General features: G+C 57.9%; 17 protein-coding genes and 3 pseudogenes. 9 read left to right on the top strand and 11 right to left on the bottom strand.

Translation table 11 applies throughout. From position 1 onward, the window contains the following. Nucleotides 1-40: 40 nt before the first annotated feature. Complete coding sequence (locus tag CH74_RS11220) at nt 41-355, top strand: helix-turn-helix transcriptional regulator (protein ID WP_048307553.1); 315 nt, start codon at nt 41-43, stop codon at nt 353-355. 37 nt (nt 356-392) lie between these two features. Here the strand turns inward: CH74_RS11220 and sohB are convergent, their stop codons facing one another. Continuing rightward, complete coding sequence (gene sohB, locus CH74_RS11215; protein WP_048307551.1) at nt 393-1433, bottom strand: protease SohB; 1041 nt, start codon at nt 1431-1433, stop codon at nt 393-395. Nucleotides 1434-1595: 162 nt separating this feature from the next. Between sohB and CH74_RS11210 the strand changes: the two genes are divergently transcribed. Beyond that, complete coding sequence (locus CH74_RS11210) at nt 1596-1913, top strand: SCP2 sterol-binding domain-containing protein (protein ID WP_048307550.1); 318 nt, start codon at nt 1596-1598, stop codon at nt 1911-1913. Between the two features lie 5 nt (nt 1914-1918). Here the strand turns inward: CH74_RS11210 and nudC are convergent. The 4 genes and pseudogenes from nudC to CH74_RS11190 all read right to left on the bottom strand — a co-directional run bounded on the left by nudC (nt 1919) and on the right by CH74_RS11190 (nt 4759). Continuing rightward, nucleotides 1919-2703: pseudogene (gene nudC / locus CH74_RS11205) on the bottom strand (NAD(+) diphosphatase). Continuing rightward, nucleotides 2703-3482 (bottom strand): DNA polymerase III subunit epsilon, encoded by a 780-nt coding sequence (gene dnaQ / locus CH74_RS11200; protein ID WP_048307549.1) that lies wholly within the window; start codon nt 3480-3482, stop codon nt 2703-2705. The pseudogene nudC and the gene dnaQ overlap by 1 nt, the downstream one beginning before the upstream one ends. 61 nt (nt 3483-3543) lie before the next feature. Next, nucleotides 3544-4005, bottom strand: coding sequence for a ribonuclease HI (gene rnhA, locus CH74_RS11195; RefSeq protein ID WP_048307547.1), 462 nt, complete (start codon nt 4003-4005; stop codon nt 3544-3546). Next, nucleotides 3998-4759, bottom strand: coding sequence for a methyltransferase domain-containing protein (locus tag CH74_RS11190; RefSeq protein ID WP_082140395.1), 762 nt, complete (start codon nt 4757-4759; stop codon nt 3998-4000). Before CH74_RS11190 ends, rnhA begins: the two co-directional genes overlap by 8 nt. A 126-nt stretch (nt 4760-4885) precedes the next feature. Between CH74_RS11190 and gloB the strand changes: the two genes are divergently transcribed. The 6 genes and pseudogenes from gloB to CH74_RS11160 all read left to right on the top strand — a co-directional run bounded on the left by gloB (nt 4886) and on the right by CH74_RS11160 (nt 12663). After that, on the top strand, nt 4886-5653 hold the full coding sequence (gene gloB / locus CH74_RS11185) for a hydroxyacylglutathione hydrolase (protein ID WP_048307544.1): 768 nt from the start codon (nt 4886-4888) through the stop codon (nt 5651-5653). A 45-nt stretch (nt 5654-5698) separates the two neighbouring features. Continuing rightward, entirely contained in the window at nt 5699-6865 is a 1167-nt protein-coding gene (locus CH74_RS11180; RefSeq protein ID WP_048307542.1) for a transglycosylase SLT domain-containing protein, read from the top strand. Nucleotides 6866-7029: 164 nt separating this feature from the next. Continuing rightward, nucleotides 7030-8868 carry an extracellular solute-binding protein gene (locus CH74_RS11175; protein ID WP_048307540.1) on the top strand — a complete coding sequence of 613 codons (1839 nt, stop codon included), beginning with the start codon at nt 7030-7032 and terminating at the stop codon, nt 8866-8868. A 31-nt stretch (nt 8869-8899) separates the two neighbouring features. Next, nucleotides 8900-9975 (top strand): annotated as a pseudogene (locus tag CH74_RS11170) (microcin C ABC transporter permease YejB). Then, entirely contained in the window at nt 9975-11081 is a 1107-nt protein-coding gene (locus CH74_RS11165) for an ABC transporter permease (RefSeq protein WP_048307539.1), read from the top strand. Before CH74_RS11170 ends, CH74_RS11165 begins: the two are co-directional and overlap by 1 nt. Beyond that, on the top strand, nt 11071-12663 hold the full coding sequence (locus CH74_RS11160) for an ABC transporter ATP-binding protein (RefSeq protein WP_048307537.1): 1593 nt from the start codon (nt 11071-11073) through the stop codon (nt 12661-12663). The genes CH74_RS11165 and CH74_RS11160 overlap by 11 nt, the downstream gene beginning before the upstream one ends. Here CH74_RS11160 and CH74_RS11155 read toward each other — a convergent pair. The 3 genes from CH74_RS11155 to CH74_RS11145 all read right to left on the bottom strand — a co-directional run bounded on the left by CH74_RS11155 (nt 12660) and on the right by CH74_RS11145 (nt 14942). Continuing rightward, nucleotides 12660-13319, bottom strand: a complete 660-nt coding sequence (locus CH74_RS11155) for a hypothetical protein (RefSeq protein ID WP_048307536.1) — start codon at nt 13317-13319, stop codon at nt 12660-12662. The two genes, CH74_RS11160 and CH74_RS11155, sit on opposite strands and share 4 nt — an antisense overlap. A gap of 118 nt (nt 13320-13437) precedes the next feature. After that, nucleotides 13438-14139 (bottom strand): 16S rRNA pseudouridine(516) synthase RsuA, encoded by a 702-nt coding sequence (gene rsuA / locus CH74_RS11150; protein ID WP_048307535.1) that lies wholly within the window; start codon nt 14137-14139, stop codon nt 13438-13440. After that, entirely contained in the window at nt 14139-14942 is an 804-nt protein-coding gene (locus CH74_RS11145) for an amidohydrolase (RefSeq protein ID WP_048307534.1), read from the bottom strand. Before CH74_RS11145 ends, rsuA begins: the two co-directional genes overlap by 1 nt. 203 nt (nt 14943-15145) lie before the next feature. On the opposite strand from CH74_RS11145, the pseudogene rarD reads away from it, so the two are divergent. Continuing rightward, a pseudogene (rarD, locus tag CH74_RS11140) lies at nt 15146-16062 on the top strand (EamA family transporter RarD). 25 nt (nt 16063-16087) lie between these two features. On the opposite strand, the gene CH74_RS11135 reads toward rarD, so the two are convergent. The 3 genes from CH74_RS11135 to CH74_RS11125 form a co-directional block, all read right to left on the bottom strand. Continuing rightward, nucleotides 16088-17053 carry a hypothetical protein gene (locus CH74_RS11135; RefSeq protein ID WP_048307533.1) on the bottom strand — a complete coding sequence of 322 codons (966 nt, stop codon included), beginning with the start codon at nt 17051-17053 and terminating at the stop codon, nt 16088-16090. Nucleotides 17054-17298: 245 nt separating this feature from the next. After that, a complete protein-coding gene (locus CH74_RS11130; protein ID WP_048307532.1) occupies nt 17299-18414 on the bottom strand; it encodes a sulfotransferase in 1116 nt (371 codons plus the stop codon). After that, nucleotides 18411-19157 (bottom strand): hypothetical protein, encoded by a 747-nt coding sequence (locus CH74_RS11125; protein WP_048307531.1) that lies wholly within the window; start codon nt 19155-19157, stop codon nt 18411-18413. The genes CH74_RS11130 and CH74_RS11125 overlap by 4 nt, the downstream gene beginning before the upstream one ends. Nucleotides 19158-19172: the final 15 nt, after the last annotated feature.

Here is a 19172-nt window from a genome sequence, read left to right as displayed (position 1 = left end):
TAGGGCGTCATCACTGCTAGACGTTCCCGGGAGATGCAACATGAGCACTCGTCAGCCTGCGACACAATTGCTCGAAAAAGGCGATGGCAGCGTTGTCGATGCCACCAATCTTCTCAAGGCCATGGCAAACGAAAATCGTCTGCGCATACTGTGCCTACTTGATGAAACGGAGCTATCAGTTTCTGAACTGAATTCACGCCTGGCCTTGAGTCAATCTGCGCTATCCCAGCACCTAGCCATTCTTCGGCGTGAAGGACTGGTCAATACCCGGCGCTCCTCCCAAACGATCTACTATTCATTACAGGGCGATGAGGCACGCACCGTAGTGGATACGCTGGCCAAGCTCTACGCCTAACGGCTGTTCCTCGATGCCGCTAACAGGAAGTGGACGTTCAGCGCCGCTGCCATCCGCCGGCTTCGAGCGCTTCATAGACACGCTGTAGCCCATGCTCAACTCCCATCGAGGCCGCCAACCCCATACGTTCGGCCAGGCCGCGTTTCTTCTCGAGTGCCACGGTCATCACTCGCGCCTGGGTCATCCGCTCGAGTAGATACGCCTCGCTGGTGCCTACTTCATCAATCAGGCCATTTTTTACCGCTTCGCTGCCATACCATATTTCGCCGGTTGCCACGGCTTCGATATCGAGTTGGGGGCGCCGCTCGCCAACATAGTGCTTGAAAAGCTCATGAGTGTTTTCCAGATCGTCCAGGAACTTTTCCCGACCCTCTTCGGTATTCTCTCCCAGCACCGTCAAGGTGCGCTTGTAGCGCCCCGCGGTAAGTAGCTCGACATCGATATCGTTTTTCTTGAGCAGGCGATGAATGTTGGGCAATTGGGCCACCACGCCGATAGAACCAAGCACGGCGAAGGGAGCGGCCCGTATGCGATCGGCACAGCAGGCCATGAGATAGCCGCCGCTTGCCGCCACCTTGTCGACGCACACCGTCGTGGTCACGTTGGCTTCACGCAGACGATCGAGCTGCGCTGCCGCCAAACCATAGGCGTGTACCAGTCCACCTGGGGATTCGAGACGCAAGACGACTTCGTCACTCTCGCTCACCACCCCGAGCAGCGCAGAGATCTCTTCACTGAACTGCGGGGTCGCAGACGCCTTGATATCCCCCTTGAAATCCAGTACCCAGACCGTCTGTTTCTGATGCTCGTCTTCGCTATCTGGGGAGGTGCGAACCTCGTTTTTATCCTCTTTCTTGAAGCGTTTCAGGGCCATCTTGCGATGTTTACGATCCATACCGGACAGGCGCAAACGGCGCTGGCGGCCGCGCAATCGCTTGTTGAGCTCTTCAATTCTCAGGCGACTATGATCCTCGCGCCCCCGAGCCTTGCCAATCAATGCAATCAACACTGCAACGATCAGGGCCAAAGTGACCACCTGCGCCAAAAACATGCCGTATTCCGCTAGCCATTCTTTCACTGAGGCCTTCTCCGTTTTTTAATTTCTTGCATTCAATACCCGAGATGCCATGCATTTGAGCCATGAATAATTGATGGACGCTCACAGGTCATCCCTTGACGTAGACTGACCGTTTGCCACACATTCGCGTTCCCCTTTCAGTTCATGACACGAGAATTTTTGATGACCGATAACAGCGCTACCCTGGATCGCCTGAAAAACCGCTTCAATCCTCAAGCGGCTCAGGGCATGGACGACATATTCCAGTTCAATGTCACCGACGGCGAGGATTATTATCTTCACGTGCAGGACGGCACCTTAGGCGTTCACAACGGTGAACATGACGATCCTTCCGTTACCCTGGCAGCAGACAGCGCCACGCTAAAGGGCATCATGAGCGGTGAGATCGACGGCATGCATGCCTTCATGTCCGGCAAGTTGAAAGCTACCGGCAATCTGATGCTGGCCACCAAGCTCAGCACGCTTTTCCCAAAGGAATAACCTCCTCAGGAATAACGCTTGAGATGTGCCTCGATCAACGCCCGGGAAATCGAATAGGGCGGTGGCAATTGCGGCAATCGACGCGGCGTGTACCATGCCGCGTCGGCAATCTCGACACCATCGATACGAATGCGGCGGGTGGCCGCTTCGGCAAAGAATCCCAGCATCAATGAATGAGGAAACGGCCAGGCCTGGCTGCGATAGTAGCTGAGGTTGCGCACCGTCAACCCTACCTCTTCGTATATTTCACGATGCACCGCATCCTCGGCGGTTTCGCCAGGCTCTATGAACCCTGCAAGAGTCGAGTAACGTCCGGGCGGAAAGCGGGGGCTGCGAGCCAGCAGCAAATCCTCGCCACAGGTCACCAACGTGATGATACAAGGCGAGATACGCGGATAGTTGCGATGCCCACAGTGGGGGCACTGCATGGCAAACTCACCGCCGATGCGCTCGGCGGCGTGGCCGCAGCGTCCACAAAAGCGATGATCCCGCTGCCAGGCCACCACCTCCAGCGCCGTCGAAATCAAGGCAAATTTCGACTCGGACAGCTGGGCCAGCCACTCTCTTGCGGTCGGCCATTGTGTTGCCTCAGGTTCATGAACCACCGCTACAGGCTGATCATCCCAAAAGCCAATGGCTGCGCCGTGGGTGGCCAGATATCGACATCTGCCAGCACATCGTCTTCTTCCGCAGGCCCCGAAACAGCGGCAGGAGCAATGGTACTGCGATCGCCAATGCGAATCAGCAGGCCACCCCGCTGATCATCAGGCGGGAAGTCACGTCGAAACATCAGGATTCCACCGATAAGGAAGGTGCATGATCGGGCTCGGATGCCTCCCAACCCGCCAAGGCATCCCAGGCACACTCACCGGCGCCCTCGCGTATGCGTGACAGCTTGGCATGATGCGCTTTGAGCTCCGCTTCACTCGGTCGTGTCACCGTGAGTCTTGGGCGTTCATCGGATACACGCCGAATGCCGCTGGTACCGCCGCTCGTCGCTCCCGCCTGGGCATCCGCATCCAGCAGCAGCGCCGTCTGCCCCCCGGTCATCGCCAGGTACACATCCGCCAGTATTTCCGCATCGAGCAACGCCCCGTGCAGCACCCGGTGCCCGTTGTCGATTTCATAGCGCTTGCACAGCGCATCCAAGCTGTTGCGCTGCCCCGGATGCTTGTCCCGGGCAAGCTTGAGAGTGTCGAGAATGGCGCAGTGGTCCGCCACCGGCCCCAATCGAGGCTCGCCGCGGCTGACCTGCAGCTTGCCAAACTCATGATCGATGAAGCCAACATCGAAGGCGGCGTTATGAATGATCAACTCCGCCCCTTGAATGAAGGTCCAGAAGTCATCCGCCACCTCGGCGAACCTGGGCTCATCCGCGATGCGCTCGTTAGTGATGCCGTGAATGCCAATGGCTTCCGCTTCGATCTCGCGTTCTGGGTTGATGTACTGGTGATAGGTGTTGCCGGTCAAACGGCGATTGATCATCTCGACGGCACCGATCTCGATGAGTCGATGACCTTCCTTGGGATCGATACCGGTGGTCTCGGTATCCAGAACGATCTGGCGCATTACTCTCTCGCTGAATGTGCTATGAATATTGACGTTTGAAGTGGCAAGAAGCGATATCGTCTCAATTCTGTGGACACATCGCCGCATCGATGGCCGCATTGGCCAGGGCATCGGCGCATTCGTTGCCGGGATCGCCGCTATGTCCCTTCACCCAGTGCCAGCGCACCTCATGGCGCTGACTCTCGGCGAGCAGTTCGCGCCACAGCTCGGCATTCTTGACCGGCTGCTTGGCAGCGGTCTTCCAGCCGCGCTTTTGCCAACCACGTATCCATTCGGTGATGCCCTTGCGCAGATACTGGGAGTCCGTGTGCAACTCCACCTGACAGGGGCGCTTGAGTTCTCGCAATGCCATGATCGCCGCCATCAGCTCCATGCGATTGTTGGTGGTCGTGGCCTCGAAGCCGTTGAGGGTCTTCTCATGGCGCCCTGCCTTGAGCAGCGCCCCCCAGCCACCCGGACCCGGGTTGCCGCGACAGGCACCATCCGTATGAATCTCTACCTTGGCTAATGCTATGTCAGTCAACCTCGCTCACCTGCTTGTGTTCCTGTTCGGTTGTCACCCGGGGTGAATTGCCCAGTAGCGGCCGCCCCATGGCCGGCGTGGCCAGTCGTGGTTTGATGATTTGCGCCTGCTGGGTCTTGGGCCGGGCACGAATCATATAGGCGTCACTGAGCGGTAAATTGTAACGCCGCCCGAAAGATTCGAGCTTGGCGTTGCCCGGCGGTCTGCCCGGCAAACGAAAGCCACAGTAGTCTACTCGTTCGATTTCAAAGTCGACAAATGCAAGCCAATCATTGAGCCGCCCAGGGGTTCGCCATCGTCCGCAGCGTGGCATGCCCGTACGACTGCGCGGCCATATTCGATGCATTCCTTCAAGACCCAACGGAAACCAGCCAAAAATGATCAGGCGCCCATTGTCTGCCATGACACGAGTCGCTTCCTGCAGCAGCCGGTGGGGCTCGGGCGCGACTTCCAGCATGTGATGCAATACCACCAAGGAGAGGCTGTCGTCTGGCAAGGGCAAGCGAATCGGATCACATACCAGGCAGGCCTTGCTCTCCGCCAGCTCCTGGGTCGGCGACCAGGTCAGGGTGTGTCGAATGGGACACATGTCCGTCAAGGGCGGCGCCATCCCCAGGTGCAGACCATGGGCGCCAAACAAACGTTCACACACCGGTCCGATGCAGGCGCGCTCTGCTTGCCAATGGGCACGACCGGCTGCAGACGACCAGTAAAGGCGCCCTCGACGTACCAGTTGAGCTAAGGATATCGTCATATTAGAATTTGACACAGAACGCTTGCGCCCCCATGTTAGGCACATTTTTGTGTAGTCTATCTCCCCGTCAGCCCAGATAGTGGTGCGCCAAGCGGGCGTGGACAACCGGACCGAGGTAAAACCTTCATGCTGAGCGTGATACCGATTCCCGCCTTTAGTGACAACTATATATGGCTATTGCGTCAAGACTCCACCACGGATGTGGCGGTAGTGGATCCTGGAGACGCTCAGCCGGTAATACAGTATCTCGAGCGGGAAAACCTCAACCTTTCCACGATCTTGATCACCCATCATCATCACGATCATACCGGTGGGCTACCCGAACTCACAAAACGCTACTCGCCGCGGGTCATCGGTCCGCACAATCCTCGAATCGAAGAAGTTCAAGAGCGCGTAGGCGACGGTGACGATTTTCGCGTTCTTGGCCGTCGGTTCGATGTCATGACGGTGCCGGGCCACACCCTGGACCACATTGCCTTTCTCGCTCCAGGGACGCCATCCTTGTTGTTTTGCGGCGACACTTTGTTCTGTGGCGGCTGTGGCCGCTTGTTCGAGGGCACGCCTGAGCAAATGCATGCGTCGCTATCCCGGCTCGCAGCCTTATCGGAAGAGACGCTGGTATTTGCAGCACATGAATATACCCTCGCTAATCTTCGCTTTGCTCAGGCCGCAGAACCGGATAATAAGGTTCGGGATCGTTTGATGAAGGAATGTCAGCGTGTGCGAGATCTGGATCGACCGACACTACCCAGCACGATTGGCCGCGAACGTCAGATCAATCCGTTTTTACGGGTCGATAACGAACAGCTGCGTGCCACGGTGGGTGCCCATGGGCCCACCGATTCAATCGAGAGTACGTTCGCGACACTGCGTGCCTGGAAAGACAATTTTTAAAGTAGCTAGGACGCCACTCTGCGCGCCAGCGAGGATCAACGTTAAATGAATCAGTACCCGTCACGCCGCCGGATTCGTCATCTGGCAGGAGGGCTTCTTCTTACGCTAAGCGTTTCAGCGAATGCCCAAACCAGCGCTTTACCCGCGACGGCACCGGTCTCGGCGCCTTTCTGGGATGCATTGATGCTGCAACCCTTTGCTCAAGGCGATATCTGGACTCGCATGCGCGATAACTTCCAATGGGAGATCGACGCCCAGGAACCACGCGTACAAAAATGGATTGACTATTATCGCCGCTACCCCGGCAATATCACCACGATCGCCGAACGAGCGCGGCCCTGGCTGTATTGGGTCGTCAGTGAGCTCGAGCGGCGCGACATGCCGGGTGAAATCGCTCTACTACCCTTTATCGAAAGCGCCTATGATCCAACCGCCCGGCATGCCGGCGGCGCGACCGGCATGTGGCAGTTCATGCCGGGCACGGGTGATGCACTTGGCCTGCGTCGCGACAGAGCCTATGACGGCCGCCTCGATGTCATTGCCTCCACCAAGGCGGCCCTGAACTATATTCAGCAGCAGGCGGATCAATGGTATAGAGGTGATATCGAGCTTTCCCTGGCGGCCTACAATGCCGGCGCCGGTACGGTCAATCGAGCACGGCGTGGCGCGATTGCCGCGGGCAAACCCGGGGATTACTGGAGCCTGAAGCTGCCACGTCAGACCATGAACTATGTTCCCAAGCTTCTGGCCCTTTCCCGCATGATCGCCAATCCCGATCGCTATGACATTGCCTTGCCCAGCATTCCCGATCAGCCGGCTTTCGCCCGGGTACCGATCGCAGGTCGCCTGGATCTGGCTCACGTCGCACAGATGGCCGGTATCAGTCGCACGCGCCTGGAATATCTCAACCCGGCCCTGTTGCAGAAAACCACGCTGCCTTCTCGAGCACCAGAGCTATTGGTTCCACACAGGTTCAAGAATACCCTGGTCGCCATGCTAGCCAAGCGTCAGGAAGCCTTTGCCCAAGGCGATCGCTATCAGGTACGTCGAGGTGATTCGCTATCCGCCTTGGCCGCCCACTACGCTGTTTCAGTCAGTGAACTGCGCCGTTACAACGGTTTGCACAGTGATGTCATCCATGTTGGTCAAGTACTGAACATACCGGCACAAGGTGGCACGAGAGAACATCAGAACACTCTGGTTCGGCGGTAGCCTTGCCGCTTTTGGTTGATCGTTGGAGCCACCGGTCACGACGAATTGCCTAAGCTCTAGGCGCTGAACGCGCAGCGGTATTTACAACTGCGTCCGCGGCTGACACTTTACGCATAGTGACCCGATGCAACGATCCGCGCCGGGTAAATGAGAAAGGAGCATCGATGTTACGCATGGGTAAGGCCATTCTCGCCGCTGCGGTCATGTCATTTTCTGGATTTGCGTTTGCCGTAACCGCCGACAAAGTGCCTACCGTGCAAGGTCTCGCCATGTACGACGAGCCGACGCTTCCAGGTGACTTCACTCATTTCCCCTACGTCAACCCCGATGCTCCTAAAGGGGGCGAGCTCACTCGCGATGCCATCGGCAGTTTCGATTCCACCAACCCCTTCATCGTCACCGGCACGCCTGCAAACGGTCTTGCTCAGATTTATGACACCCTGATGGTGAACAATCCCGACGAACCCTTCAGCATGTACGGGCTTCTCGCCCAGGGGGTGCGCCTGGACCCGGATCGCCGCTGGATGGAGTTCGATCTGAATCCGAAGGCAAGATTTCACGACGGCGAGCCGGTGACCGCGGAAGATGTGGTATTCAGCTTTCGCCTGTTGCGTGATGAAGGGCAGCCTTTCTACGCCGCCTACTATGCGGACGTGACCTCGGCACAACGCCTGGATGACGATACCGTTCGTTTCGAATTCAGCCCGAACAATTCTCGGGAATTGCCGCTGATTCTTGGCCAGCTGCCGATCCTGCCGGAACATTTCTGGAAAGGCCGTGACTTCAATACGCCGACTCTCGATTCTCTGCTGGGATCAGGCCCTTATCGTATTGCCAAGGTGGAGCCGGGACGACGCATCGTTTATGAGCGGGTCGAGGACTACTGGGGCGAGAATCTTCCGGTCAACCGGGGTCGCCATAACATCGATCGACTCATCTTCGATTATTACCGTGACCAAACCGTGGCATTGGAAGCATTCAAGGCAGGCAACCTTGATATGCGGATCGAATCAAGCGCCCGCAATTGGGCCACCGCCTATGACTTCCCTGCCCTGAAGCAAGGTTTCGTCAAGAAGCTGGAAATACCTGACGGGCAGCCCGCGGGCATGCAGGCCTTCGTGATGAATCTGCGCCGGGACAAGTTCAAGGACGTCCGAGTACGTGAGGCATTGAACCTTGCCTTCGATTTCCCCTGGCTGAACGATAACTTGTTTTACGGTGCCTACGAGCGAACTCACAGCTACTTCGAGAACTCGGAGATGGCGGCCAAGGGTGAGCCCAGTGGCGCCGAGCTTGCATTGCTCGAACCTCATCGCGATCAGCTTTCTGAACGTGTCTTCGACGAAGCACTGCCTATGGAGCAGCCCGACGACGTTCGTCCACGCCTGCGCAAGGCCCTGGGCCTGCTGCGGGACGCCGGTTATGAGGTACAAAACGGCCAACTGATCAAGCGAGAGAGCGGGCAGCCCTTCACGCTGGAGATTTTGCTATATGATGCCCAGTTCGAACGTATCGTCCAGCCGCTGATACGCAATTTCGAACGCATCGGTATCAAGAGCAAGATTCGTATCGTCGACGTCAATCAATATCTCAATCGTTTGCGCGGCTTCGACTTCGATATGATCGTGGGCAGCTTTCCCCAGTCCGCCAACCCCGGCAACGAGCAGCGCGAATTCTGGACCAGTGATTTTGCGGATCAGCCTCAAAGCCGCAATCTCATCGGCCTTAAGAACCCAATCATCGACGAACTGGTAGGAAAACTGATTCGCGCAGATTCCCGCGAGGAACTCGACACGGCGGCACAGGCGCTGGATCGCGTACTACGTTGGGGATTCTATGTCATCCCTCAGTATCATCTCGCCGCGACCCGCATTGCTCTTTGGGATAAATACGGCTATCCCGAGCCTTTCCCGGAGTTCAATATCGACCTGGACGCCTGGTGGGTGGATCCCGAGCGTGCTGAGGCGGTCAACCAACGTCAGCACGGTAGTCGCAAGCGCTGAGAGCTAAGACAAGCCCAAGGAATCTGCTCTAGTGGCCGCCTATATTCTGCGTCGCCTATTGCTGATGATCCCCACGCTTCTGGGGATCATGCTGCTCAATTTCGTTATCGTGCAGGCCGCTCCCGGCGGCCCTATCGATCAGATCATTGCTCGTTATCAGGGCCTCGACAGTATCGCCAGCACCCGCCTGTCCTCCGGCGGCGGTGACTCCGCCGCAAGCGGTGGCGAATCCCGGGGTGCCCGCGGAGTCGATGAACGCTTCATCAAGGCACTCGAGGAACAGTTCGGCTTCGACGAACCTGCGCCTGCGCGGTTTTTCAATATGCTTGGCGACTATGCCACCTTCGACTTCGGCACCAGCTTCTTTCGTAATCGACCCGTCATCGACCTGATGATCGAACGCCTTCCCGTATCCGTCTCTCTTGGCCTGTGGACTACCCTGCTGGTCTATCTCATCTCGATTCCGCTGGGAATTCGCAAGGCGCTGCGGCATGGCTCCCGCTTCGATATCTGGACCTCGGGATTGGTCATCGTCGCTATGCCATTCCGGGATTTCTATTCGCCATCCTGCTGATCGTGCTGTTCGCCGGCGGCAGCTATTTCGACCTCTTTCCCCTACGCGGGCTGACGTCCCCCTACTTCGATGAATTGAGTATCTGGGGCAAGATCGGTGACTACTTCTGGCACATCACCCTGCCGGTGGTCGCCGCGGCGATCGGCGGCTTCGCCACCCTGACCATGCTGACCAAGAACAGTTTTCTCGACGAGATTCACAAGCAGTACGTACTGACCGCTCGCGCCAAGGGCGCAAGCGATCGCCAGGTGCTCTACGGCCATGTGTTTCGCAACGCCATGCTGATCATCATTGCCGGTTTGCCCACGGCGCTGATCAGCATCTTCTTTACCGGATCGCTGCTCATCGAGGTGATCTTCTCTCTCGACGGTCTGGGGCTTTTGGGGTTCGAGGCGGTTATGCAGCGCGACTATCCAGTCATTTTCGGCACCCTATATCTTTACACCCTGATCGGGCTGATCCTGAAACTGGTGTCGGATTTGACCTATGTCTGGGTGGACCCCCGCATCGATTTTGAAACGAGGGGGGCCTGATGGCGCGCCTTGCACGCTTCAAGCCCAGCCTATCGCCGATTACCCGTCGTCGGATGACGGTATTTCGCGCCAATGGCCGAGCGCGATTTGCTCTCTGGCTGTTCTCGTTATTGTTCGTCTTGAGCTTGGGCGCCGAGCTGATCGCCAACGACAAACCGCTTCTGATCAAGTATCAAGAACAGTGGTACACGCCCTTGCTGGTGGATTATCCCGAAACCGAGTTCGGCGGCTTTTTGCCTACCAGCACGGACTATCGCGATAGCTTCGTGATCGAAGAAATCGAGACTCAGGGCTGGATGCTATGGCCGCCGATCCCGTTTGCCTACGACACCCTGGATCACGGTCTAAGACAACCCGCCCCCTCGCCCCCGAGCGCGCGTCATTGGCTGGGCACCGACGACCAAGGGCGTGACGTGATGGCCCGAGTGATCTACGGCTTTCGGCTTTCCGTGGTCTTTGCACTAGTGCTGACAATCGGATCGATGGTACTGGGTGTACTCGTTGGCGGCATCCAAGGGTATTTTGGCGGCAAGACGGATCTTATCGGCCAGCGTTTAACGGAAATCTGGTCCGGACTCCCGGTGCTGTTTTTGCTCATCATTCTCGCCAGTCTGGTCGAGCCCAACCTCTGGTGGCTGCTCGGCATCATGCTGCTGTTTTCCTGGCTGGGGCTGGTGGATATCGTGCGCGCCGAGTTCCTGCGGGCGCGCAACCTCGAATATGTGAGGGCCGCTCGTGCCCTGGGCCTTCCCCCTTATCTGATCATGTGGCGCCATGTGCTGCCCAACGCCATGGTCGCCACCCTGACGTTCATTCCATTTCTGTTTACCGGCGCCATCACCACCCTGACCGCGCTTGATTTTCTCGGCTTTGGCCTGCCACCGGGCTCACCGTCTCTAGGTGAGCTGGTCGCTCAAGGCAAGAACAATCTGCAGGCACCCTGGCTTGGTATCACTGCCTTCATCACCCTGAGCGTGATGCTGTCACTGCTGGTATTCATCGGTGAGGGCCTGCGGGATGCCTTCGATCCGCGCCATATCATTGCCGCGCTGACCGCCAAGCCGGAACGGATTTCAACAATGAAGGAGTCCGTGGATGAGCGCTGAAGTGGTGTTCTCGCTGAAGGACTTCACGATAGCCTTCGATGGCTCCCCGGTGGTCGAAGATCTCTCATTGCAGATTCGTCGTGGCGAAACTCTGGCCCTGGTAGGCGAGTCCGGCTCCGGCAAATCCGTCAGTGCCTTCGGCGCCATCAACCTACTTCCCAAAAGCGCCGAGGTACGCGGCGAGCGGTATCTGGAAGAACGCGATCTTTCGCGTCTGAACGAGCGGGACTGGCGTACCGTTCGCGGCAATAAGGTCGGCTTCATCTTCCAGGAGCCGATGACCTCCTTGAATCCGCTGCACACTATCGTCAAGCAGATCGGCGAAACCCTGCGCCTGCATCAGGGGCTCAGCGGCCGAGCCGCCAGAGAGCGAGTTCGCGAACTGCTGGTTCAGGTCAAGCTGCCGCGCCCGGATGAGCTGCTCGACACCTGGCCTCATCAGCTTTCCGGTGGGCAGCGCCAACGGGTGATGATCGCCATGGCCATCGCCAACAATCCTCGATTGCTGATCGCGGATGAGCCTACCACGGCGCTGGATGTCACGGTGCAGCAGGAGATTCTCGCTCTGCTCGATGATCTGCGTAAGCGTCACGGCATGGCCATGCTGCTTATCACCCACGATCTCAATTTAGTGCGGCGCCATGCGAATCGCGTCTGTGTTCTTTATCGCGGTCGCGTTCAAGAAACCGGCCCCGTTGGCGAGGTCTTCAACCAGCCCCGCAGCGACTATACCCGCCTGCTGTTGTCCGCGGAGCCCAAGGGAAGACCCAAGGCGATCGGCAACCAAACGCCCCTTCTGGAAGCCCGACAGCTCAAGGTTGAGTTTTCTCGCCCCAAACGGCTTTTCTCTCGAAGGCCAAGCCCTTTCGTTGCGGTTCAGCCCCTCGATCTCTATCTGCGCAAAGGGGAAACTCTGGGTATCGTCGGCGAATCAGGGTCCGGCAAGACGACCTTGGCCATGGCGCTGCTGCGCCTTACCCCCGCCAGCGGTGAAATAGACGTTGCCGGGAAACGTCTTGACCTGATGAGTGGCAACGCCTTGAGGCGTCAGCGCCGACAGATGCAGGTCGTCTTCCAGGATCCTTACGGCTCCTTGTCCCCGCGACTTCCAGTGGCGGACATCATCAGCGAAGGCCTGCGCTTTCATCATCCGGAGCTTGATCGCGGTGAAATTCAGCGGCGAGTGATGGCATCGCTGCGCGAAGTCGGCCTGGAGGAAGACTGCGCCGCTCGCTACCCCCACGAATTCTCCGGGGGCCAGCGTCAACGCATCGCTGTGGCCCGGGCCATCATCCTCGAACCTGAGTTGCTGGTCCTCGATGAACCCACTTCGGCACTGGATCGCACCGTCCAGAAACAGCTGGTCGAACTACTGCGGGATCTTCAGGCCAGGCGAGGCATGAGCTATCTGTTCATCAGTCACGATCTGGCGGTGGTGCGTGCCATGGCCCACCGGGTGATGGTGCTCAAAGAGGGTCATATAGTGGAGCAAGGCGAATGCGAACAGGTGCTGGGTGCACCCCGAAGTGAATACACGCAGGCATTGGTGGAAGCCGCGGGGTTGGGCAGCAGTAGTGACTAGCTGGCGGCGGCTACTTCAAGCACTCGGTCATGATCTTTCGCCAGCTGAGTGCGCACCAGCGCCGCCACGAGCCTCGCAAAATCATTTGAATCCACGCGTTTCGCGAGGGTTTCTGCATCGTCACCGAGTTTCAGTTTGGCGCTCGATTTCAGTGCCATCTTGTCGGCAAAGGGACGAAATTCGTCCCAGCACAGCTGCGCTTCCCGTAGGAAGATATCCGCGCCAACGCCACCGATGCCCTTGAATTCCTTGAGTAAACGTCGCGCCTTCTTGATGTCGCCATCTGCCTGCTCGCGCAGTTGGCGCAAATCCCCTGCGTAAGCCTCTTGCAGATGGTCGGTCAATGCCTCGAGCTGTCGAGCCGTCTTCTCATCGTAACGCGCATAGCCATTCTCGTTAAGCACCCTGACCCGCTCCTCCCAGGTCGAGCTCGCCATCTTGGTCGGCGTCGTCCAGCCCGCCTTGCCCAGGGCCATGCAGGCCTGCATGGCGGCGTCCGCGCTCAAGGGCGCGCTGGTCAATAAAGAAAGGCACAGTAATCTGAACAAGGGTGCGGGAGTATTGCGCTTGAGCTCGATACCAAGCTCCTGGGCAAAGGTACGACCATGGCATTCGAGCAGCGCGGTGACGATCTGTTTCTTTTTTATTTTGGCCATAGCGCCCTCTTTTTTATGTACTGCAGCGAATCACACGATTGTTCTCAGCATAGAGGGATACACAACAATAATCAGAATTTCCAACAAGGATCCTTATGATCCAATATAACGGTATAAATTAAAACGCAGCGATCTCGTTCGGGCGCAGGAAACGGCACTCTCCCGGCTCGAGATCGGGATCAAGTTGCAATGGGCCGATTGATTCACGATGCAGCGCTTCCACGTGATTGCCAATGGCAGCAAACATGCGGCGCACCTGATGATACTTGCCCTCCGTGATCGTGAGACGCGCCTGCTGTGGCGAAAGCAGCTCAAGTTCTGCCGGCTGAGTCGGTTTGTCCTCACCATCGAGTTGTACGCCCTTGGCAAACGCCTTGATGGCTCGATCACCGGCCTCGCCTTCCAAGGGCTCGGCAAGGGTCGCCAGATAGACCTTGGCACAGCGCTTCTTGGGTGAGGTCACGCGGTGGGACCATTGCCCGTCGTCCGTGAGCAGCACTAGCCCGGTCGTATCCACATCCAGGCGACCGACGGGGTGCAGCCGATCCACATTGGGTAGATCGATCAGCTCCTGCACTATCGGGTAGCGCCCGGGCCGGGTCGTGCATTCGATGCCCAATGGCTTGTGCATCATCAAATAGCGCGGGCCGGTGAGTTCAAGCGACTCTCCTTGCCAGCGCACATCGCTCGAGTCATCAACCTGAGTCGCAGGATTCTTAGTAATCTGCCCATCCACGCTGACTTCTTCCCGATGCAGGGCCTTCTTGGCCAAGCTACGGGAGAGATCCGTGGTCTCGCTGAGAAACTTGTCCAGCCGCATCAAACCTCCAGTGTAAAACGATCCGCATCCATCCAGGCCGGGAATTTATCACGAAACTCGGAAAGCGACTCACGATCGAGAGCGCCTGTGCGAATGAAAGGCTGATCCCGAGGCTCGTCGATCAATGGATCGCCCTTGAAGTCCACGAGCATCGAGTCACCCGTATAGGCTTGTCTCTTGGCGTCCTCCCCCACCCGGTTCACCCCGATGACATAGCATAGATTTTCGATGGCCCGAGCCTGCAGCAGGGTGCGCCAGGGCTGGCGGCGCGGCGCTGGCCAGTTGGCAATGCAGAGCAAGGCGTCGTACTCGAAATGCTCCCCTTGGGCTGGCTGCTGTCGTAGCCAGACCGGAAAACGCAGGTCGTAGCAGACCGTCAACAGAATGCGAAAGCCCTTGAGTTCGACCACCCTGCGGCTATCGCCCATGCCATAGCGTTCATGCTCGCCGGCCATGCGAAACAGATGGCGCTTGTCGTAGTGAATCAACTCCCCGTCCGGGGTCGCCCAGACCAGGCGATTGTAGTATTCGCCATCGGCAGTGACCGCGATACTGCCGGTTACGACACAGCGGCGCTTGACCGCCTGATTCCGCAGCCAGGCCACGCTGCGACTCTGCTCCATGGGTTCCGCCATCTCTCGGGAGTTCATGGTGAACCCGGTAGCGAACATCTCCGGCAATACAATCAGATCCGTATTGTCGTCGCTGAGGTTGCCCAACTGTTCATCAAGCAGACGACAGTTGGCCTCGGGATCCTCCCAGCGCAGATCGGCCTGCACCAGGGTCGTGCGCAATTCGCCCATGTCTGCTCTCCTAGAATACGCGAGGCGTCATCCCGTCAGTGTGTATGATTACAAGACTAACCGAGCAGGCTGACAAGCTGAAGAGCACAGCCCGATTGGACCGGCTTTCTCTGGTGAAAGACATCGCGAAGGACAATCGGGACTACGGGGGGTAGTGACTATGTTAGATTAGCGCGTTAATCAGAAGATAGAGACGATCCATCATGAGCTTGCCGGCACACCCTGACAAGGAAGTCACCCAAGGCGTCCTTCTCGCCCTTTTCGCCTATTTATGGTGGGGTTGCTTCCCGCTGTTCTTTGCGCTGTTCGAGAATGTTCCCGCCTGGGAAATACTCGTGCATCGGGTGCTCTGGTCCTGTCTTTTTCTGGCCCTTCTGGTGACGGCACTGCGCCGCTGGTCACCGGTGCTTGGTGCGCTCAGGCATCCTCAGCGCTTGGGGCGGGTGCTCGCCTGTGCGGTGTTGATTGCGCTGAACTGGGGCATCTATATCTATGCGGTGGAAACACGCCATGTCTTTCAGGCCAGCCTGGCTATTTTCTGACGCCGTTGGTCAATGTGTTGCTGGGGATGCTGATACTCAAGGAGCGCATGCGGGTTCTACAGGGCGTGGCGGTGGGTTTGGCGACGTTGGCCATCGTCATTCAACTGGTGGTGTTGGGCGAACTGCCCTGGATCACATTATGCTTGGCGCTGTCTTTTGGCACCTATGGTCTGTTTCGTAAGCAGGTACCGCTGGACGGCGTGACAGGACTATTCGTCGAGACGTTGCTGCTGCTGCCCGTGGCGCTCATCGCGCTGTTCTGGCTCATCAACGCTGGCTATTCCCACTTCATGATCGGCGATGGACGCGCCAACCTGCTGCTCATGGCCAGCGGGGTGGTGACTGCTCTGCCGTTGATCGCCTTTGCCGGCGCGACCCATCGCCTGCGCCTGTCGACGATAGGCTTTCTGATGTACATCAACCCTACCATTCAGTTCTTCATTGCCCTACTGGTCTTCGAGGAAACGCTGAAACCGATCCAGCTGGCGACCTTCGTGATGATCTGGATCGGCCTGGGGATGTACTCCTACGCTGCCTGGCAGGAGCGTCAGCAAACAAGGCCCGCCATTGCTCGCTGATCCCCCCATACAGTCAGCAGTTTCATCACTGGCTCAAGCGCTCGAGCAGGGTTTCCAGTACACCCAAGGTCGGCACATGGCACTGCCACAAGCTTTCGCCGGAGGACAGCCCCAGTGCTTCACGGTGCATCGAGGCAGCAGGATCGTCGCTTCGATCCTCCAACTGCTCCAGCCCCAGGTCCGCGATGAGTTCCGGGGCAATGGCCGGCAGCAGCAGAACGCAGTTGCGCACGCCTTCGGCATTGAGTGCAAGACGCCTCTCTCCGTCTCGCATACGCCATAGGGAAAGACGCAACCGGCTAATGCAGCGTTCGAACTCCACCGCTTTGCTACGCTTTAGCTCTTCGTTGACGAGGCGCCCGTTGATGCGTCGCTCGAGGGTCGTGGCATTGATATGGGAGTAGAGAAACCCGCTGCGCTGTACCATCCAGTCCAGGACATCGTCGAGGGCCACCCCTTCATTCTTGGCATAGGGCATTTCGCGACGGGAGACGGCATTACGCACGGTCGTCAGCTTGAGACCGCATACAGCGGATATTTCGACGATATTCAGCCCCATCGTCTTGGCTAGTAGCGGCATATTGATGGCCGGCGTCAGCCCGACATGAGCTTCCAGACGAGTACGCACCTGAGCCAAACCAATGAGATGCATCAATCGCTGAGGCTGCGGCGCTACGTGAAAGTCCGCAAGACTCCGAGCCATGGCGACAAGATGAATGAAATCCTCGAGTACCGCGGGATCGATAGTCAACGCGGCATCAGGCTCATTGACCAGCGCCCAGGATCGAAGCGTCATCAGCGGCTCACGCATGCGTTCGAGCATGTTGATGGCATTCGCGTCGATCCGCTCGGGCTCATCCGATGCATCTGTCAATCTGAGCAATGGCGTCGCCAGGGTGCGTCCGGCATTTTCCAGCTCGGCGATCAACGCCTCACGGGTCAATACTTCCGTCGCCGATTTACCCAATAGCGATTCCTGAAGCAAGGCCAACGGCCTTCCATTCGGCATACTTGCAATCCCCTGCGTTGGTGCCGTCTTGCACTTGGTAGCGGCTCCAGCAGGGCGTGACCTTGCCTGTCCGTCTTTATGTCGCCGTGAACCATCCACGGTGAGTGCCGGCTTATAGTGAGTTACCATCTGTTACCGTATCTAACGGCATGCAGAGGAAATCCTTGAGCAGGTTTTATGCAAAAAATAAAGTATCGTTAATCAAATTTCGGGGATGTCGTTAGCGTTCACACGCCATAGCCAAAACGCGCCGCTACCTTGCCGGTTATCTCTTCGATCATCCTCATCTCTTGGTCACTGAAATGTGGCTGGTAGTAGGTGGGAAAATGCAGCCCCGCCGCCGCCTGTTCGAGCACCGATGGCGCCACGTCCAGCTGACAAAGGGTGTAAACATCCGTCAAGGTCTGCATCGGCTTGCCGCATAGATCCTCGTAACGCACGATCAGACAGGCCTTGCGCAAGGTTGCATCGGCTTCGAGGGTTTCTGCCACATGACGATAGAGACCCGCCCAGTAATGCGCCCATCCTTCCACCTCATCCCCATTACGCCAAAGCGCTTCGACTTTGCTGGCAAGGGCGTCATCGCCAACGTTGATGGCGCGTCGATCGAGGCCGAACTCGAAGTGCCCGACTCGGCGCATATGTTCCAGTGCGCGGTGATTCTGAGCTTCTCCGCAGGCGAACAGCGCCTGTTGTTTCATCAGCGAGGCGATATGTCCGACCGGCGAACGAATCGCCAACAGAAAGCGGGCGTCGGGATAAAGACGATGCAGATAGCCCAGCCGGGCCAGGTTGTAGTTGCCCTTGGCGGCGTAGCGCTTTCGCTTGTGTATGGCCAGCAGTTTGCGGATATGATCGTCGTAGAAACGCTCGAAGGCCGGATGCTGCGCGTCGCGCCCAAGAATCGAGCTTTTCGATGGATCGTGAGTATCAGGAAAAAAGCTCATCCAGAGCATTTCCTCAAAGGCCTCGGGGCTCTGGGACGTAACAGCGATGCCGTCCTTGTGGGCACGCTCCCGGGCAACTTCCTCACGCTGAGGCACCAGGGAAAGCCACCGGTTCCACCAGTACGGCGTATGAAGCAGTGGAAAATCTACATATCGATGGGTGCCTATCTCCGGATGCTCCGCCAGACGCTCGAGAAGTACCGTGGTGCCGGAACGTGCAAGTCCAGCAACATATAAAGGGCGATCCACCCCGATGTCCTCGATCATCTCTTGAACCAGTCGCGTTTCCATGTTGCCAAGACGTATCCAGGCGCGTGGATGTCGGTTTACCCAACCACCCAACACGTGCATCCAGGTGGGCACCGAAAAGTCATCGTCATTCTTGTGGCTGCTCATTCTATGCGTGCCCATCGATAGACCAGTAACGAGACAATCAACATCACTGGGAAGAAGATCACCGTCCAGGAACGCATCCAAGATGGCCCGAACGGCAGGTAAGTCTGCTGTGGCAGAGCGATCTCGATACGCTGCACCGGAATATTCTCAGGCAGATAACCCAAGGGGTTGGCGACCAGCCAGTTCCACCACTGGCGCTGAGCAATCACCGGTACTGGTGCGGTCAGCGCCACTTCGGTTATCACACGCTCATCGTCGCGCACCAGAATATGACGCAAGGGGGCTCGCTCACCGTTCTGCAAGGGCGGCTTGCCCTCCCCGATCCAGTCGCTTTGAAAATCCTCCGGCATCGTGGTCAGGGTTGGCGTGTTGCCTGGGGCGGGGTAGGTATAGCCGTAGGCGGTCTCGATCCATACCAGCAGCGCCAGCAAGGGCAAGATCGAAAGCAGCGTGGAAGGCAGTACCAGCCCCAGATGCTTGAAGGCCGCGACGAACTGCTCTTTGATCAGCGGTCCTGCATCGGCGAATTCACCGTCGAAACGATTCAGACGCTGTCTTGCATCCCGGGCCTCACGCTTGGCCTGACCAATTCGGGCCTGAGGCGAAAGCGCCCGATAAAGCAGCAGCGTACAAGTCCCCGCGATCGCGGCCCACAGCGCCAGCCGTAGCGTCGGCGGCAATACCCAGGCCATGCCATCATCCAGTGCCGCAAACACCGGTGCGGGAAGATCGAGCAACCCCATGCAACCTCCTGAACG

It is taken from the genome of Halomonas sp. PR-M31, assembly GCF_001039575.1.
Lineage (GTDB): Bacteria > Pseudomonadota > Gammaproteobacteria > Pseudomonadales > Halomonadaceae > Modicisalibacter.
This window is presented reverse-complemented; position numbering and strand designations above follow the sequence as displayed.

Bases quoted from the DNA above. Each gene is read 5' to 3' on its own strand.
- CH74_RS11220 (WP_048307553.1), top strand. From the start codon at position 41: ATGAGCACTCGTCAGCCTGCGACACAATTGCTCGAAAAAGGCGATGGC.
- CH74_RS11210 (WP_048307550.1), top strand. From the start codon at position 1,596: ATGACCGATAACAGCGCTACCCTGGATCGCCTGAAAAACCGCTTCAAT.
- dnaQ (WP_048307549.1), bottom strand. From the start codon at position 3,482: ATGCGCCAGATCGTTCTGGATACCGAGACCACCGGTATCGATCCCAAG.
- CH74_RS11190 (WP_082140395.1), bottom strand. From the start codon at position 4,759: ATGACGATATCCTTAGCTCAACTGGTACGTCGAGGGCGCCTTTACTGG.
- gloB (WP_048307544.1), top strand. From the start codon at position 4,886: ATGCTGAGCGTGATACCGATTCCCGCCTTTAGTGACAACTATATATGG.
- CH74_RS11180 (WP_048307542.1), top strand. From the start codon at position 5,699: ATGAATCAGTACCCGTCACGCCGCCGGATTCGTCATCTGGCAGGAGGG.
- CH74_RS11175 (WP_048307540.1), top strand. From the start codon at position 7,030: ATGTTACGCATGGGTAAGGCCATTCTCGCCGCTGCGGTCATGTCATTT.
- CH74_RS11165 (WP_048307539.1), top strand. From the start codon at position 9,975: ATGGCGCGCCTTGCACGCTTCAAGCCCAGCCTATCGCCGATTACCCGT.
- CH74_RS11160 (WP_048307537.1), top strand. From the start codon at position 11,071: ATGAGCGCTGAAGTGGTGTTCTCGCTGAAGGACTTCACGATAGCCTTC.
- CH74_RS11155 (WP_048307536.1), bottom strand. From the start codon at position 13,319: ATGGCCAAAATAAAAAAGAAACAGATCGTCACCGCGCTGCTCGAATGC.
- rsuA (WP_048307535.1), bottom strand. From the start codon at position 14,139: ATGCGGCTGGACAAGTTTCTCAGCGAGACCACGGATCTCTCCCGTAGC.
- CH74_RS11145 (WP_048307534.1), bottom strand. From the start codon at position 14,942: ATGGGCGAATTGCGCACGACCCTGGTGCAGGCCGATCTGCGCTGGGAG.
- CH74_RS11130 (WP_048307532.1), bottom strand. From the start codon at position 18,414: ATGAGCAGCCACAAGAATGACGATGACTTTTCGGTGCCCACCTGGATG.
- CH74_RS11125 (WP_048307531.1), bottom strand. From the start codon at position 19,157: ATGGGGTTGCTCGATCTTCCCGCACCGGTGTTTGCGGCACTGGATGAT.